This is a genomic window from Lysinibacillus sp. NPDC097214 (assembly GCF_050277945.1).
GTDB lineage: Bacteria > Bacillota > Bacilli > Bacillales_A > Planococcaceae > Lysinibacillus > Lysinibacillus xylanilyticus_B.
Window position 1 is genome coordinate 146,398 of record NZ_JBNNSS010000003.1, and the last position, 17,766, is coordinate 164,163.

The following is a 17,766-nucleotide window of genomic DNA, read 5'->3' on the forward strand; positions in this document are numbered from 1 at the left end:
CGTAGAAGACTAATAATCAGTGGAAAAAAACCACTGATTAAAGTTTCACTTTATCCCGCATTAACGGGCAGTAATTTATCTGTACTGAAAGAGAAGCGACAGGTACAAAAAGTTTCACTTTATATATTATAAACACTTAGCCAATCCTGTATAATAAAAGAACCTGCATAGGAGGTGCCTTAGAATGATTTCTAAGGCACCTCCTTCTGTAAAGAGGAACAAAATGGATTGTATAATGATGGACGGTAGCGGCTGATTCCGGACGCATATGCTGAGGGCGTTCTCTTAGGTTTGATCGTCCATTGTAAATGGGGGAGGTGTGATGTATTGTGGATGTAGCGATTATTGGTGCGGGAGCTGTAGGTCAGTTAACGGCAAGTTTTATAGCTGAGTCTGGTATGTCTGTAACGTTGGTGGCAAGAAGGCAGGGACAAGTAGATGAACTTCGTGCGAAGTGTTTAACGCGAGTGAATGTTGATGGAACGAAAACTGTGCAAAAAGTTGCTTCAACTACGAAATTAGAGGAACTACCACGACAAGATTTAATTGTAATTGCTGTTAAATACGGTCAATTACAGGAGCTTTACAAACAATTATCTGCGTTACCGAGCACGGTATCGTTGTTGTTTATGCAAAATGGTTTAGCACATTTTGACGAGGCACTACGTTTGCCGCAAAAGAATATTGCCTTTTGTTCTGTATCCTTCGGGGCTCAATTGATCGATCAGACGACTGTGCAACATAGAGGTGTAGGTGCTTGTAGAATTGCGATAGAGCGAGGTAATAGTGATGCATTTAACGATTTGTTACAACTAAGAAATTCCTTATATCCAGTTGAACTAGTTGCTAATGCGGAACAAATGTTATTTGAGAAAGCTGTATTCAACTGCTTGATTAATCCATTGACGGCTATACTGCAAGTGAAGAATGGAGAGTTAGTAACGAATAAGCAAGCTTTTCTATTAATGCAAACACTCTATCGAGAAATAACGGATGCTTTTGAAGGCATAGAACAAGCTATACCTTTTTTCAAGGTGATAGACTTATGTGAAAAAACAGCAAGTAATACATCTTCTATGCTAGCGGATCGGATGCAAGGGAGAAAAAGCGAAATTGACACGATTGTAGGAGTAATACTAGAAAAAGCTCTAGCAAATGGTCACGATTTGCCAACTTTACGTACTTTATATCACCAAGTACTTGCGATAGAGGAGAGCGGTGAAAGACGTTGAAAGATTTTTTACATATTATGATAAGTATCATTATTTTTTGTCCAATCCTCCTTTTTGTGATTGTTTATTTATTTAGTCGAAAGGTTAAAATTCGAGGCACTCATGCTATCGGAGTGGCATCGGACGTGACAACGTTGTGTTTGTTTTTTTCAGTGCCACTAGCAATTAGGGTGCTTTGGAATGTTAATGTTAGCGCACTATTAGTAACACTGGCAGTAGTGATGGCAATAATTTTTACATATATTGATTGGCGAACGAAAAAGGAGATTGAAGTAAAATCGCTACTTAGAAAAATTTGGCGCTTTCAATTTTTAGTACTAAGTGCGGCGTATATTGTTATTTGTTTAGTAGGTGTTATTCGATCTGTTTTAGAATATTTACAGGCAGTCTAAGCATTTTCTTTTCATGTTGAAGCCATAAGCGTTAAAATAATAGCATTATAAATTGTTTTTTTAGTAATAACTCTAAATGTGCAAAAAATATGAAGTAAAATTGCAAAGTATTCAAGCATTTGACGACGTTTCTGAATGTTTGTTGGAAAATGTCGTTTTAAACTTTCTATGGATAAATTGCATAATAAGTATTTAAGGAATTTATCAGGCGTGTTGATGGGGGAGTTATAGGTTTATTATTGACTGAAAGGTTTTTTGTTGATGTTTGCTAATATATGCCCATTTAAACTGATTGTAATGTAGGGCTACTTGATTCCCGCGGGAAAGTGAGTAGTACGTAGCGGAAATCGGAGCCTTAGGGTGGAAAAATGGTTTATCAACACCCTGAGAATTTATTTTATTTCAAATTTGCTTATTAAAGAGTAAGAACATGATTTAGGTAGAGGAGTTTGTGTTAAATGAAACTGGAGTCAATCCAAGTACCCATAAAAAATCGTTTGCTAGCAGATTATTGGTCACCGAATACTGCCATCCATGAATTTTTTGAATACGAATATAACGATAAATCTTTTGAAAAACGTGCGCAATATCTAGATCAGCATGCGTATGATCAAAAAGAGTTAACAGCCATCATACGTCAATTTATGGAGCCGCTTGGTATTTCAAAGAAAGCGAATGAACATTTGCAGCAACTAGAGCAAGGAGCTGTTGCGGTTGTTGGTGGGCAACAAGCCGGTATCTTAACGGGCCCTCTTTACTCGGTGCATAAGGCAATTTCGGTTATTACATTAGCGAAAGAGCAAAGTGTAAAGCTACAGCGACCGGTTGTTCCTGTTTTTTGGATAGCTGGAGAAGATCATGATTTAGAGGAAATTAACCATACGTATACAGTGCGTGGTGTAGATATTAAAAAACGTGCATACGGTGAACGCTCGAGACGTAAAACAATGGCTTCTGAAACAAGAATAAACAAAGAATCCATGACGCAATTAATAAATACTATTGTGAAGGATATGGGTGAAACAGAATTCACTGAAATGCTTGTTAAACAATTAGTGGATACTCTTAATAAGAGTGACACGTTTACGGACTTCTTTGCGCAACTTATGAACCACTTGTTTAAAGATGAAGGTTTATTGATGATTGATGCAGCGGACTTTAAATTCCGTCAATATGAAAGTAGGAATTTTACTCGTATCATTCATAAAAATGAAGAAATTGCTAGAGTGGTAACGGAGAGGGAAGTGGAGCTTGAACGTGCAGGCTATGGCAAGCCTATTTTGGCAACAAACGAAGCGGCCAATTTATTCTATGTAGAAGATGAAGAGCGTCATCTTTTAGAAAGAAAAAATCAGCAATTTGTCAATCTAGCTGCAAATATCAAGCTTTCTCATGAAGAAGTTTTAAAAATTGCTGAAGAACATCCTGAGCAGTTAAGTAATAACGTAGTGACGCGTCCATTGATGCAGGAAATGACTTTGCCTGTGCTAGCATTTGTTGGTGGACCAGGGGAGCTTGCCTACTGGGCGACATTGAAGGATGCATTTTCGGTATTAGGCTTACAAATGCCGATTTTTGCTCCGCGTCTTCATATCACACTTGTCACACGTCACGTAGAACAACTTCTACGTGAATATTGTTTGAATGTTGCTGAAGTTTGGGATGGTAAAGCGTTGCAGCTTAAAGAACAGTATGTTGCTGACATACAGGATACTGAAGCGAAGCGCCAAATTCAAACGATGCAACGAGAGCTTTTAGAAAAATATGATGCACTTCAACTTTATTTAGAAGAGCAACATCTATTACTAGATAAAATACTTGAGAAAAATAAAGAGAATCACCTAAAGCAATTTGAGTATTTACAGCAAAAGGTTGAACAAACTGTTCTTAACAAGCATGAAACGACGATCCGAAAATTTATGACGCTACAAAATGAGTTGTATCCAAATGAAGGATTCCAGGAAAGAACTTATAGTCCGTATCAATATTTTAATGAGTTTGGACCTAAGTTAATTACTGAAATGCTGAAACAAAATTATAGCGTTGGTAATCATCACTATATAATTTATTTATAATCCAATATTTGTATCTTTATACCTAATTAATAATTTGATACAATGTGAATTTGATGGGAAATGTCGATATATATAGTAAATAGAGAGCTATCCTACTAAGGATAGCTCTTTTTTTGAGTCATTTAGCATGGATTCAATAATTGGCAAAAGGTCTAATCACACATTAATTGTTATAATGTCAAGTTTTTTTTAAAAAAAGTGGAGGAAAGTGGGGGGATGTGGTACATTATTTAATAAAGTGGGGTGAATAGCATGTTCATGGGAGAATATCAACACTCTGTTGATGCAAAAGGACGATTAATCGTGCCCGCAAAATTTCGTGAAGCCTTAGGTGAAACGTTTGTTGTAACACGCGGACTTGATAATTGTTTATTTGGCTATCCTATGGATGAATGGCGAAAACTCGAAGAAAAATTAAAGGGCTTACCGATGACCAAAAAAGATACACGTGCATTTGCAAGGTTTTTCTTTTCTGGAGCAACGGAAGTAGAGATAGACAAGCAGGGGCGCATTAACATTCCTTCAACTCTTATGCAGCATGCACATCTTGTAAAAGAATGTGTAGTGTTAGGAGTTTCGAATCGGATTGAAATATGGGCGAAAGATGCTTGGGAGACTTACTTTAGTGAGTCGGAGCAATCCTTTAATGAAATTGCAGAAAATATGATTGGCTTTGATTTTTAACTTTTTTTGACACGTAAGTGTCAGCTGTATGAAGTTAAGGCCTGAAGGGAGCGAGTGGTATGTTCGATCATACAACCGTGTTATTAAGAGAAACTGTTGATGGGTTGAACATCGATCCTGATGGTGTGTATGTGGACTGTACGTTAGGTGGGGCAGGACACAGTGAATATTTAGTACAACAATTATCTGAAAAAGGGCGTTTAATTTGCTTTGATCAAGATATGACAGCTATTAATAATGCAAAAATTCGATTGGCACCATATATTGAACGTGTGACATTTGTCCATTCGAATTTCCGTTATTTAAAAGAAGAGCTATTAGCGATTGGTATTGAGCAAGTTGATGGTGTTTTATATGATTTAGGCGTATCTTCACCACAGCTTGATACACCAGAACGAGGCTTTAGTTATCACCATGATGCACCTTTAGATATGCGCATGGATCAAACGGCACAACTTACAGCATTTCATGTCGTGAATGAATGGGCATATGAAGATTTAGTACGTATATTTTTCCGTTATGGAGAAGAGAAGTTTTCAAAGCAAGTTGCTCGTAAAATCGAAGAGGCACGTAAGGTAGCGCCAATCGAAACAACCAGCCAACTTGTAGAACTTATTAAAGAGGGTATTCCAGCAGCGGCTCGCCGTAAAGGTGGACATCCAGCGAAGCGCATATTCCAGGCAATACGAATTGCTGTTAACGATGAGCTAGGCGCGGCAGAGGATTCATTAGTCGATGCGATTGATATGATAAACGTAGGTGGACGCATTAGTGTCATTACGTTCCATTCATTGGAGGACCGCCTATGCAAGACTATTTTTAAGGAAGCGTCATCATTACCGGAATTACCACCAAATTTACCAGTGATTCCTGATTACATGAAGCCAACTTTAAAGCTTATCACGAGAAAGCCGACCGTTCCTTCTGATGAAGAATTAGCCGTAAACAATCGCGCTCGCTCAGCAAAGCTTAGAGTGGTAGAAAAAATTAACGACAAAGGGAGTGAGTAAATGGCAGCAGTTCGTGTAAGGCAGCACCAGCAACAACAAGTGCAACAACCGAAAACACCCCCTAGTCCACAACCCACTATCAAACGTCGTAAAAAAACGAACCAGAAGTTTGAAAAAACAATGCTAATTGCTTTAGTTAGCATTATCGCTGTAATGTCAGTACTAGTGTTAAATAAGCAAGCAGCCATTCAGACAACCAGCATGGACATTCAAAAAATCGAAACTGAAGCAGATGAGATTACTAAACAGAATGTAGACTTGACAGTTCAAGTAAGTGAACTGTCTACATACGAAAACACATTGAAAAAAGCTAAAGAACTCGGTTTAACTCAAAATGAGAAAAGTGTAAAGGTAGTGCCGGGAGAATGAAAAAAAAGAGATTTCGATTCCAATGGGGAGCCTTTCTATTATTTATTTTTTATGGAGGGCTCTTTTTTCTATTGTTCACGAGAATGGTAACGTTACAGGCAACAGGTGAAGTGGAAGGTCAAGAGCTTGCGGCGAAGGCTGCTGCGAAATATAGTAAAGAAAGTGTAATAACAGCAAATCGGGGAAAGATTTATGATGCAAATGGTCAAGTCATTGCGGAGGATACACTTAGTTATCGATTAATCGCAATCGTCAATCAAAAAGCTACGACGGATGCTAAAAAACCTCGACATGTAGTAGATCCAGAAAAAACTGCAAAAATATTAGCAGAATATATTTCAATGGACGAAAAAGCAATCTATAAACAGCTTACTAGAGTAAAAAATGATGGCGAAAAGCCTTATCAAGTTGAATTTGGCGGTGCGGGCCGTGGATTAAGTCATGAGACGATGAGTAAAATCAAAGAGAAGAATTTACCAGGGATTTTATTTGTAAACGATTTAAAACGTTATTATCCAAATGGTATCTTTGCCTCGCACTTAATTGGTTTCGCACTAAAAGAGGAGAATAAGGATGGTACGTTCACGACAAAAGGGAATATGGGTCTGGAGCTTACCTACAACAAAGAACTAACCGGAAAAGACGGTAAAGTAGAATACGAGACAGATGCATTCAGTTATCTATTACCGAATAGTGAAAAAATGGTGACACCCGCAAAAAACGGTGATGACATTTATTTAACAATTGATAAAACAATTGAAAGCTTTTTAGAGGAAGCGATGACAGCGGTTGAAAAGGAGTATAACCCTGAATCGATGACAGCTGTTGTGGCAGATCCAAAAACCGGTAAAATCCTAGCGATGACTCAACGACCTACGTTTAATCCTGATACACGTGAGGGCGATAATATGAAGTGGCTGAACGAGGCTATTGAAGAGACCATAGAACCAGGTTCGACGATGAAAACGTTCACGCTCGCTTCGGCTATTGATAAAGGGGTTTGGGATCCGAATAAGTACTATCCATCAGGTCAATACAGAGTCCTTGATCGTGTAATTAATGATTACAATAAAGTTGGTTGGGGTTATATTTCTTATTTACAAGGCTTCCAACGTTCATCCAATACCGCAATGGCACATTTATTAAAGCTTATAGGTGAGGATGACTTTTTTGACTATTTAGATCGATTTGGGTTTGGTAAAAAAACAGGTATTGATTTACCAAATGAAGCATCGGGAAAACTTTTATCGAAATATCCAGTAGAACGAGTGACAACAACGTTCGGTCAAGGTTCTACGGTAACTCCGATTCAATTAATTCAAGCATTGACAGCGATTGCGAATGACGGGAAAATGATGCAACCGTATGTGATAGATCGTATTGTTGACCCTTCAACAGGAAAAACGATTAAAAAGCATGAGCCGGTTGTAAAGGGACAACCAGTTTCTGCCGACACAGCGAAGCAAGTAAAAGAAATTCTTGCCTCTACGTTAACAGCTGAGAAAGGTACAGCGGCAGATTTTATACTTGATGAATATGAAGTTGCAGGGAAAACAGGTACTGCCCAAATTCCTTTAGGAAATGGTAGGTATTCTTGGGGATCAAATGAATTTCTGTATTCTTTCTTAGGGATGGCTCCTGTAGATGACCCTCAGCTCATTATGTATGTCTCAGTAAAAAGGCCAAAGTTAAAGGGTGATGCTGGTTCTATACCAGTTTCAAAAGTATTTAACCCAGTTATGTTAAATAGTTTGAAGTATTTAAATGTAAATCCTGAAGATGTACAGCATGTTGACGATACAAAAATACAAGATTACACAGGTAAAAGTGCTGAAGCTATACAAGTAGAACTTCAAAATGATGGTCTGCAGCCAATTATTGTTGGTGGTGGCGGTAAAATTATTGACCAATATCCAAAAGGTCCACAAAAACTTGTGAAAGGTAATTTTGTGTTTTTAAAGACAGCAGGTGATGTAATACTACCAGACTTCACCAATTGGTCGTTGCGTAATGTACTTGCTTTTAAAGCATTGGCAAATTTAGAAATTGAGGTCGTTGGAGAGGGCTTTGTAGCTAGTCAGAGTGTCTCGGCAGGTACTGTAATCTCAGATCGTTCACCGATTGTTGTGAAGCTGAAAACGCCAGCTGAAAGCTTTATCAAAGAAGTAGAGACCCCATCTGAGGGTGAAACAGAATTAAACACTGAATAGAAGCCCACTTTATTTCATACGTTGTAAAAAACAAGGTGTGATGTCGAATGAAGTGGATTTCTATCCATTCCAAAAAGCGATTGCGTATTTTATACGTATTGTTTATGTTTGTAGCCGTTGCGATTATTATTAGGCTTTTCTTCTTGCAAGTATTAGATCAAAAAGAATTGACAAAGAAAGCCGAAGAGAATTGGGACCGAGAAATTCCTTTTGCCAATGAGCGAGGGCATATTACTGACCGTAAGGGGAAAAATATTGTTACAAATAAGCTTGCACCAACTTTATATTTCATGCCTTCTCAAAGTAAGGATATTGAAGGGGCAGCGGCAAAAATTGCACAGGTTTTGGGCGTAGATGATCAAAAGCTTTTGGGGAAAATGAAGAAGAAAGAATATTTAGTAAAGCTGGCACCTGAAGGAAAAAATATTCCTTATGAAAAAGCTGTGGAGTTACAAGGTATGCAGATTGAGGGATTATATAGTGGTGTCGATTATTCAAGAGATTATCCATATGGTACCCTACTATCTCGTTTTTTAGGTTTCACAGGCTATGATGCACAAGGTTTAGCGGGAATAGAATATGAATACGATAAGCTGTTACAGGCTAATTCTTCGGCCATACGAATCTTTACAGATGCGAAAGGGAATAATTTACCGAACGTAAAGAGTGCCTGGAAGGCTGGTGAAGATGGCGCAACGATCGAGCTAACGATAGATGTAGATGCACAACAGGTCGTTGAACGTGAATTATCACAGGCGATGAAGCGTTATGATGCTGACCAAGCAATGGCAATTGCTATGAATCCAAACACTGGCGAAATCTTAGCGTTAGCCTCATATCCTACCTTTAATCCAGCAGAATACCAAACGGTAGAGCCTGCTATCTACAATCGGAATTTACCAGTTTGGATGACATATGAGCCCGGGTCAACGTTCAAAATTATAACCCTTAGTGCTGCTTTAGAAGAAGGTGTAGTGGATTTAGAGAAGGATACTTTTTATGATCCAGGCTATTCAATGGTTGCAGGAGCAAGGTTACGTTGTTGGAAGCGTGAGGGTCATGGATCTGAAACCTTCCTTGAAGTGGTAGAAAATTCTTGTAACCCGGGCTTTATTGAATTAGGTCAGCGAATAGGTAATGAAAAACTACTACAGTATGTTAAAGATTTTGGTTTTGGTACAAAAACAGGTTCTAACATTGCTGGTGAAGCTTCAGGGATTTTATTTTCTAAGGAGGCTTTTGGACCTGTTGAGCAGGCCACAACGTCATTTGGTCAAGGGGTTGCTGTTACACCCATTCAACAAGTGCAAGCAGTAGCCGCAGCAATAAATGGGGGCAAGCTTTATACGCCATATGTTGTGAAGAAGGTTTTTAACCCTAATACTGGTGAAGTGATAAAAGAGACTAAACCGGAAGTTAAAAAACAGGTTATTCGTGAGGAGACGTCTGCAAAGGTTCGGGGTGCATTAGAATCTGTTGTCGCAAAGGGCTCAGGACGTCAAGCTTACCGAGATGGATTACGAATCGGCGGCAAAACAGGTACAGCACAAAAGGTAGAGAATGGCCGTTATAAAGACGGCGAATATATCGTATCGTTTATTGGCTTCGCACCTGCGGATAATCCGCAAATTGTCGTTTATGTAGCAGTAGATAACCCGAAAAAGGGAACACAGTTTGGTGGTGTGATAGCAGCTCCAATCGTTGGTCAAATTATTGAGGATGTTGCACCTTTTGTTGGCATTGAAAAATCGAAGGAACAGCTTGAAAAGGATTATCGTTGGGGTGACCCAATCACTGTGAAGGTACCAAGTTTTATTGGTCAAACGAAGGACGATATTGCCAAGCAACATTATCCATTCCGCATTGAATGGCATGGAGAAGGGACTAAAATTGGCAATCAGCTGCCTGAAGTGGATAGTGTTATCAAACAAGATGGCACCATTCATCTTTATTTAGAAAACTAATTAACTTTACCTTTAAAAAATGGGAAAGAACCACTATTATTATGAAGGGTAGTAATAAATACATGAAAGTTTGTGCTTTTTTCTTCAAGAAGAAAGTGAAACGAGATTTAAAGGAGATTTATCAATGAAACTCGCAACAACGCTTACCATTTTAGCTCTTGCTTTTATAGTAACAGTTATCCTGGCACCAATCAGTATTCCACTTCTTCGCCGATTAAAATTCGGTCAAAGTATTCGTGAGGAGGGACCAAAATCCCATATGAAGAAAGCTGGTACTCCAACAATGGGTGGCATTATTTTCTTAATTGCCATTATCCTCACTACTGTTGGAGTAGGTAGCTATTTAGATTTATTTACAACACAAACCATCGTACTATTACTAGTATTAGTAGGGTTTGGGTTAATCGGCTTGTTAGATGATAGCTTAAAGGTTGTTTTTAAACGTAATTTAGGACTAACATCACTTCAAAAGCTTATTGGTCAAATTGTCATTGCAGTCTTGGCCTATTTCTTACTACATGGATCGTTTGATACATCACTTGCTATACCATTTACAGATTGGACGATTGATCTTGGTATTTTCTATGTAGCCTTTTTAATTTTCTGGTTAGTTGGCTTCTCAAATGCAGTGAATTTAACAGATGGCATAGATGGGCTTGTAGCGGGTACTGCGTCGATTGCTTTTGCAGCATTTGGTGTTATTGCTCTGTTCCAAGACCAAGCTGATATCGCCTTATTTACATTCGCAGTAACAGGTGCATTATTAGGCTTTTTACTTTTTAATGCGAATCCTGCAAAAGTGTTTATGGGAGATACAGGTTCGCTAGCATTAGGTGGAGCATTAGCCATGGTCTCTGTTTTAGAAAAAGCAGAATTCTTGCTGTTATTAATTGGATTAGTGTTTGTTATTGAAACATTATCCGTTATTTTACAGGTAGGAAGCTTCAAACTTCGTAAAAAACGTATTTTTAAAATGAGTCCTATTCATCATCATTTTGAATTATCAGGTTGGTCAGAATGGAAGGTAGTACTTGTATTTTGGTCAACTGCTTTAGCAGTAGCATTGATTGGAGTTTTATCGGAGGCGTTCTTATGAGAAATTTTACAGATTTACAACATAAAAAAGTCCTTGTTTTAGGTTTAGCTAAAAGTGGTGTGGCTGCAGCTGAGATTTTACATGAGCTTGGCGCCTTTGTAACGGTTAATGATTCAAAACCATTTGACGAAAGCCCAGATGCGCAAGGCCTATTGCAAAAGGGGATTACAGTTATTTGTGGGCGTCATCCAGAAGATTTACTGGATGAAGGCTTTGAAATAGTTGTGAAAAATCCAGGGATTCCTTATAGCAACAAAATAGTAGCGGATGCAATAAGCCGTGGAATCCCCGTTTGGACAGAAATTGAGCTAGCTTATTTAATTAGTGAAGCGCCGTTTATCGGTATTACAGGATCAAACGGTAAAACAACTACGACAACATTAATTTTCGACATGCTGAATAACGGTAGTTTAAAACCGTTAATTGCAGGGAATATAGGAACAGTTGCATGTGGTGTTGCAAGAGAAGCACAAAAGGATAATGTAATTGTTACAGAGTTATCATCTTTCCAATTAATGGGGACGAAAACGTTTAAGCCGAAGATTGCTATATTAACAAATCTTTATGATGCACATCTTGATTATCATGGGACATTTGATAACTATGCAGAGGCAAAATTTGGTGTTACATGTAATCAAGATGAAAGCGATTATTTTATCTATAATGCCGATCAGCCGATTGTTGTTGGCTATGCAGCAAAATCAAATGCTAAAAAGGTACCATTTAGTTCTAATGGACGCACGGATGAAGGAATTAGTGCGGATGACACAACAATTTACTGGCAAGGTGAGCCGTATTTAGATCGAGCAAATATCGCTTTGCCTGGTAAGCATAACTTAGAAAATATTTTAGCAGCTGTCGCAGCTTGTATTTTAGTCGGCTGTGACAAAGCTAAAATGGAAGAAGTGTTAGCGAAGTTTGGAGGCGTTCGTCACCGTACTCAGTTTGTGCGTGAATGGAACGGACGCAAAATTTACAACGACTCTAAAGCAACAAACTGCTTAGCTACAAAAAGTGCTTTAGATGCATTCCAAGCACCTGTTATTTTACTTGCAGGTGGATTAGATCGAGGACATTCGTTTGAAGAATTACGTCCATGCATGAGCCATGTAAAAGGTGTAGTTGCCTTTGGAGAAACAGGACTACGTTTTGTAGAATTTGCAAAATCGTGTGGTGTACAGCAAACTGTCATTGCCCAAAACGTTGAGGATGCAGTACATTATGCGGCGCCGATGTCAACAGATGGCGATGTTATTCTGTTATCTCCGGCTTGCGCAAGCTGGGATCAATATGACAGCTTTGAAATACGAGGCGATGTTTTTATTGATGCTGTAATGAAGCTGTAATGAGCCTGTAACTATTTTAGAATATACTTGACTTGGAAGGATGGCATTACTGAGAGGGAAAGAAAGCTATTTATTGCTCGTCACAACATTGATGCTTTCTATAATCGGCATTATTTTCGTCTATTCTGCAGGTACCTATTGGAGTGCCGTTCATTATAGTGGAAAAATGCCGTTTTATATGAAGCAAAGTCTATACTTTGCCGTAGCCATTGTAGTGTTTTTAATCACTATTCGATTAAATATTTTGAAAGAGCAGTCCTTTTGGAAAATGGCCTATATATTTTCGTTAATTTTACTAGTCCTTGTACTTATACCTGGAATTGGACTTGTACGAAATGGTTCTCAAAGCTGGATTGGTGTAGGTCCGTTAACAATCCAGCCAGCTGAGCTAACGAAAATTACCGTCATTGTATACATGAGCCATATTTTAGCACAGCATAAAACGGGTACGTCGATTGTTAATTGGCGGCATGGGTTAATCTTATTATTGCCTGTTGTACTTATTATGCTACAGCCTGATTTTGGTTCAGTATTTATTCTCGTTGTTTCTGTGTTTTTATTGTTTTTTGTGGCAGGGTATCCTTTAAAGCTTTATGCGATGTTTTTGATTGTTGGGATTGCTGGATTAATAGGCTTGATTGTTACAGCGCCATACCGACTAAAGCGGATTGAGGCATTTATTGATCCGTGGCTCGATCCTTTAGGAAGTGGGTTTCAGGCTGTACAGTCGTTAATGGCTATAGGTCCTGCTGGGATTTTCGGGCATGGCTTTGGACAAAGTAGGCAAAAGTTTTTATATTTACCAGAACCACAAAATGACTTTATTTACGCAATAATTCTTGAAGAGGTCGGATTATTTGGTGGACTTGTTATTTTAGCACTTTTCGTACTGACGATTTATGCAGGCTATAAATTTGCAGTGCGGGCTAAAACAAGAACATCTTATTACGCGATCATTGGACTTGTAACAATGTTGGCCGTACAAGCGTTTCTAAATATAGCAGTAGTGATTGGCTTAGTGCCTGTAACAGGTGTCACATTGCCTTTTATCAGCTATGGAGGAACATCTTTAGTAACAATGTGGCTAATAATAGGTATTATTTATCAATTAGCGAAATAAATATAAAGGAGGAGTACTTTTTGGAGAAGGTAATTGACATAGAAGATCGCATACCTACGCTAAAAAAGCGACGAAAAAAGCGTACAAATCGGAAATTTATAGTGCTAATATTACTTTTCTTTATCGTGTTAGCAGTACTCCTTTATTTTCAATCTCCTTACAGTAAAATCAACCAAATAACAGTCAACGGCGCTCGATTAGTAGAAGAAGAATATTATTTGAAGACAAGTTCTCTTGCAACTGGGAAGTCAATGTGGGGTTTTAAAGAAGAAGAGGTAGAGAAATTATTACTAAAGGATAAATGGGTGAAAGAAGCACATGTTAAACGTAATTGGCTTCAAGGCGTAGCTATAGAAATTAAAGAATGGAAAAAAGTTGCGTACTTAGCTGGTGACGGTACTTATTATCCATTGCTTGAAAATGGTAAGCGCTTTGATCAAGCTGGAGATGAAATCCCGATTGATGCACCTGTATTTATCGGCATAACTGGCGAAAAGACAATTAAGAAACTTGTAAAGCAGTTAGCACAATTAAATCCTGAAGTACTAACACTCATTTCTCAAATCAATACGAACAGTAATAATACAAACCCTAATGCAATCAAGCTCTATATGAATGATGGCTATGAAGTTCGAGCTGTTATTCAAACATTAGCAGAAAAGCTAAATCATTACCCTTCGCTTGTGGCACAAATTTCAAATTTGGAGAAGGGGGTCATCGATTTAGAGGTCGGCTCGTATTATCGTCCTTTCAATAATGAGTACAACCAAGCAGCTATTGATATAGATAACGATGCGGCCAACCAGGAAGTGGAAAAAGATGAACAACAAGAAAAAGAATAGCAAAGAAACTTTCTTATCAAGAAAACAATTTCAGTTGCTTATTGTTTGTGTGACTATGGGGTTTATCATTGGCTATTCCTACAACCAGGCAAAAGATAATCGAGATGCAGGTTCGACCGATCCAAAGCTTTTAGAGCAGGAGGATTCTTATCGTGAGGAGTTAATTGCACAACAAGAGCGCAATAAAGAATTATCAGAAGAAGCGAATGCTTTAGAGGAAAAAATTCGTAAGTATGAAAAATCATTCGTCGCTAGCAAAAAGGATTATACAAAGCTTGTTGAAGAGGCAGAGGATTTACGCTTGTTGTTAGGTGATTTGAATTCAGAAGGAAAAGGGATACGTATCACTCTTCAAGATGGTGATTACGATCCAAAGTCTGCAAATCCTAATGATTATATCGTGCATGAAAGCCATATTTTTAAACTGCTCAATGAGCTTAAAATTTCTGGCGCTCAAGCAATTGCTATTAATGGTCAACGTGTTTTGGCGAATTCTTATATACGCTGTAACGGGCCAGTCATTACGATTGATGGCAAGCAACATCCAGCTCCATTCATCATCGAGGCTGTAGGAAATTCAGCAACATTCAAAGCTTCCTTAAACTTAAATGGTGGCGTTGTGGATCAATTATTAAATGACAATATTATTGTATCATTAGAAGAAGATCAAAAGCTTACGATGCCCAAAGCAAAAGTAGAAAGTTAAACGATTTTTCTAATTCAAGATCTAAGGCGTAAATCTGTGAGGGGTTACGATACGTCTAGGAGGGGCTATTTTGAAAAAAAATATGTATACCCGAATAACGATCGTGCTATTTATTATCGGTTTGATGATAGCGGTACAATACAATACCATAAAGCAACCAGCTGAGCGAGATACACGAGATATTTGGGCCATAAGAGAGGAATTAGCAGAAGAAAAGCAAAGGCATTCCACATTATTAGCAGAAATTCGTTCACTTAATGAAGTAGTGGGTCGCTATGAGCAATCTGAGAAAGCAAATTTACAGTCGGCATTATATCAAACGCTGAATAGTTTAAAGCTACAGGCCGGGTTAACGGAAGTCACAGGACCCGGAGTTGTACTGCGAGTTGAACCAGCACCCGAATTGGTAGAAATGGGGTATGAAATCAAAGAAATTTCACCTGATTTACTAACCCAATTACTTAATGCTCTGTTTAAAAACAATGCAGCGAGTGTCTCGATAGATGGAAATCGCGTTATCCAGACAACAGCCATTCGAGACATAAATGGAAAGACGACAGTGAACAGTGTACCACTGTCCGCACCACCCTTTGAAATTTATGTTGGGACAAGCTCATTTAAGGAAGCGCAAAAAATGTACAATTCATTACAGGCTTCCACATTTATTGATTCCTTTTATTTGGATAACTTTAATTTAATAATAGAGGAACCAACTGAGCATTTAACAATCCCAGCATTTGATCAGCCATTGACAAATGATTATTTAACAGAGGTGAAAAAAGGAGAATAATATATGTGGCTACCATTTTTAGGTTTGATATTTGGACTTGCCCTGGGCTTGTTAACAAATATACAAATACCCTCTATATATGAAAATTATCTGTCAATAGCTGTTTTAGCAGCCTTAGATACATTATTTGGCGGAATTCGTGCTCAATTACAGCAAGTATATGACGATAAAGTATTTGTATCAGGATTCTTTTTTAATATAATTCTGGCAGCAGGATTAGCCTTTTTAGGTGTGTATTTAGGAATAGATTTGTACTTAGCTGCCATTTTCGCTTTTGGAGTACGTTTGTTCCAAAATATAGCAATCATTAGGCGTATTTTACTAACTAGGTTGGATGAGAAACGTCATAAAAGGAATAAAAATTCCATAGAATGAGAGAAAAATTGAGCAAAATACTCGATTTGCTTAGACATTATGCCGAATTTACAATAGAATGAGAATAAGAGCATTTTTTCGAGGAGGTGCAGCGAATTGAATCAGCAAGATTTATATATTTCTCTTGATATAGGATCATCCTCTATCAAGGTATTAATAGGTGAAATGAGCGACGGTCAATTACATGTAATTGGGGTCGGAAATGTAAAGTCGAATGGAGTTCGAAAAGGTGCAATTGTTGATATTGATGCAACAGTTCAATCTATTCGAAAAGCAGTAGAACAAGCTGAACGAATGACAGGATATCAAATTAATGAAGTCGTTTTAGGTGTTCCAGCTAACCAAACGATGTTACAGCTAGTTAAAGGAGTAGTCGCTGTAAATAGTGAAAATAGAGAAATTACGGATGATGATTTAGATAGAGTAGTAGAATCTGCACAAGTCATGTCCATACCTCCTGAACGTGAATTAGTGAATATTATTCCAAGACAGTTTATTGTGGATAATTTAGATGAGATTAAAGATCCACGAGGCATGATTGGCATTCGTTTAGAAATGGATGCCACGATGATTACTACTTCAAAAACACTTTTACACAATGTTCTACGTTGTGTAGAACGTGCAGGTCTAAGCATTCGAGAAATATATTTGCAACCATTAGCAGCAGGGTTTTTTGCATTATCGGAGGATGAAAAAAACCAAGGTACCGCTTTTGTTGATTTAGGAGGCGGTTCAACTACTATCGCAGTATTTGAAGAGGGACTATTAACACATACAGGTGTCATTCCTATTGGTGGCGATCATATTACAAAAGATATTTCAATTGTCTTAAAAACACCAACAGAACAGGCAGAACAAATTAAACATCAATTTGGACATGCCTATTATGATGACGCATCTGATGAGGAACTCTTCGAAGTACCGGTGGTAGGGACAGATTCAACAGATCAGTACAGCCAGCGCTATATTTCAGAAATAGTTGGCGCTCGTTTGGAAGAATTATTTGAATTAGTCATTGACGAGTTAGCCCGTCTAGGTGTTAGAGATTTACCAGGCGGTGTTGTATTGACCGGGGGCGTTGCAAAGCTTGACGGTATTGCTCAACTGGCACGTCAGATTCTTCAAACTCGTGTTAGAATATATACACCTGACTATATTGGCGTTAGAGAGCCTTCATTTACGACGGCAGTTGGACTTATTCGTTACGCCTATTTAGAAGATGATTTTTATGGAAAAAGTACTAATACGCAGCCTATTGAATATGCAGTTGTAGGATCTCCTGCAGCCACACCTAAAAAGCAAGAATATGCTACACCTTCAGATCCAAAAGGAAGCGTAATCGGAAGAGCAAAAAAATTATTTGATAAGTTTTTTGATTAACTTCTTTCAGCAGAAGTCTCCCACCTCTATAGGTGGTGAGAGATGAATGCGGATTTAAGCTACTTTTCAGCAGATGTCCAATCACCTGCTGAAAGAAGTTAATGCCTCCGGCGGATGTCACGGAATCGGAAAGGAGTTCTTTGTGCCAGCACAAAGCCGATTCCGGACGCAATTA

Annotated in this window: 16 protein-coding genes; all 16 read left to right on the forward strand. The window is 38.2% G+C overall.

Annotated elements, in window-relative coordinates; translation table 11 throughout:
* Positions 1-329: 329 nt before the first annotated feature.
* The 16 genes from ACQKMI_RS07970 to ftsA all read left to right on the forward strand — a co-directional run bounded on the left by ACQKMI_RS07970 (position 330) and on the right by ftsA (position 17,591).
* Complete coding sequence (locus tag ACQKMI_RS07970) at positions 330-1,232, forward strand: ketopantoate reductase family protein (RefSeq protein WP_427488078.1); 903 nt, start codon at positions 330-332, stop codon at positions 1,230-1,232.
* Positions 1,229-1,624 carry a DUF3397 domain-containing protein gene (locus ACQKMI_RS07975; RefSeq protein ID WP_427488079.1) on the forward strand — a complete coding sequence of 132 codons (396 nt, stop codon included), beginning with the start codon at positions 1,229-1,231 and terminating at the stop codon, positions 1,622-1,624. The genes ACQKMI_RS07970 and ACQKMI_RS07975 overlap by 4 nt, the downstream gene beginning before the upstream one ends.
* 458 nt (positions 1,625-2,082) lie before the next feature.
* Positions 2,083-3,699 carry a bacillithiol biosynthesis cysteine-adding enzyme BshC gene (gene bshC / locus ACQKMI_RS07980; RefSeq protein WP_427488080.1) on the forward strand — a complete coding sequence of 539 codons (1,617 nt, stop codon included), beginning with the start codon at positions 2,083-2,085 and terminating at the stop codon, positions 3,697-3,699.
* A gap of 252 nt (positions 3,700-3,951) precedes the next feature.
* Positions 3,952-4,383, forward strand: a complete 432-nt coding sequence (mraZ, locus tag ACQKMI_RS07985) for a division/cell wall cluster transcriptional repressor MraZ (protein ID WP_068983256.1) — start codon at positions 3,952-3,954, stop codon at positions 4,381-4,383.
* A 59-nt stretch (positions 4,384-4,442) separates the two neighbouring features.
* Entirely contained in the window at positions 4,443-5,393 is a 951-nt protein-coding gene (gene rsmH, locus ACQKMI_RS07990; protein ID WP_427415758.1) for a 16S rRNA (cytosine(1402)-N(4))-methyltransferase RsmH, read from the forward strand.
* Entirely contained in the window at positions 5,394-5,762 is a 369-nt protein-coding gene (gene ftsL2 / locus ACQKMI_RS07995) for a cell division protein FtsL (protein ID WP_323645293.1), read from the forward strand.
* Positions 5,759-7,972, forward strand: a complete 2,214-nt coding sequence (locus ACQKMI_RS08000; RefSeq protein ID WP_427488081.1) for a penicillin-binding transpeptidase domain-containing protein — start codon at positions 5,759-5,761, stop codon at positions 7,970-7,972. The genes ftsL2 and ACQKMI_RS08000 overlap by 4 nt, the downstream gene beginning before the upstream one ends.
* 47 nt (positions 7,973-8,019) lie before the next feature.
* On the forward strand, positions 8,020-9,936 hold the full coding sequence (locus ACQKMI_RS08005; RefSeq protein WP_427488082.1) for a stage V sporulation protein D: 1,917 nt from the start codon (positions 8,020-8,022) through the stop codon (positions 9,934-9,936).
* 124 nt (positions 9,937-10,060) lie between these two features.
* Positions 10,061-11,032 (forward strand): phospho-N-acetylmuramoyl-pentapeptide-transferase, encoded by a 972-nt coding sequence (mraY, locus tag ACQKMI_RS08010; RefSeq protein ID WP_427488083.1) that lies wholly within the window; start codon positions 10,061-10,063, stop codon positions 11,030-11,032.
* A complete protein-coding gene (gene murD / locus ACQKMI_RS08015; protein WP_427488084.1) occupies positions 11,029-12,378 on the forward strand; it encodes a UDP-N-acetylmuramoyl-L-alanine--D-glutamate ligase in 1,350 nt (449 codons plus the stop codon). The genes mraY and murD overlap by 4 nt, the downstream gene beginning before the upstream one ends.
* A gap of 40 nt (positions 12,379-12,418) precedes the next feature.
* Positions 12,419-13,498: a putative lipid II flippase FtsW gene (gene ftsW, locus ACQKMI_RS08020; protein WP_427488085.1), complete on the forward strand. Its 1,080-nt coding sequence runs from the start codon at positions 12,419-12,421 to the stop codon at positions 13,496-13,498.
* Positions 13,499-13,518: 20 nt separating this feature from the next.
* Positions 13,519-14,340 (forward strand): cell division protein FtsQ/DivIB, encoded by an 822-nt coding sequence (locus ACQKMI_RS08025; protein ID WP_427488086.1) that lies wholly within the window; start codon positions 13,519-13,521, stop codon positions 14,338-14,340.
* The gene (locus ACQKMI_RS08030; RefSeq protein ID WP_323645286.1) at positions 14,318-15,046 is read left to right on the forward strand and encodes a DUF881 domain-containing protein; all 729 of its coding nucleotides are present in this window, start codon (positions 14,318-14,320) and stop codon (positions 15,044-15,046) included. The genes ACQKMI_RS08025 and ACQKMI_RS08030 overlap by 23 nt, the downstream gene beginning before the upstream one ends.
* A 70-nt stretch (positions 15,047-15,116) precedes the next feature.
* Positions 15,117-15,836, forward strand: coding sequence for a DUF881 domain-containing protein (locus ACQKMI_RS08035; RefSeq protein ID WP_427415749.1), 720 nt, complete (start codon positions 15,117-15,119; stop codon positions 15,834-15,836).
* Positions 15,837-15,839: 3 nt separating this feature from the next.
* The gene (locus ACQKMI_RS08040) at positions 15,840-16,211 is read left to right on the forward strand and encodes a small basic family protein (RefSeq protein ID WP_323645284.1); all 372 of its coding nucleotides are present in this window, start codon (positions 15,840-15,842) and stop codon (positions 16,209-16,211) included.
* A gap of 96 nt (positions 16,212-16,307) precedes the next feature.
* Positions 16,308-17,591, forward strand: coding sequence for a cell division protein FtsA (gene ftsA, locus ACQKMI_RS08045; RefSeq protein ID WP_427488087.1), 1,284 nt, complete (start codon positions 16,308-16,310; stop codon positions 17,589-17,591).
* The last annotated feature ends 175 nt before the right edge of the window (positions 17,592-17,766 follow it).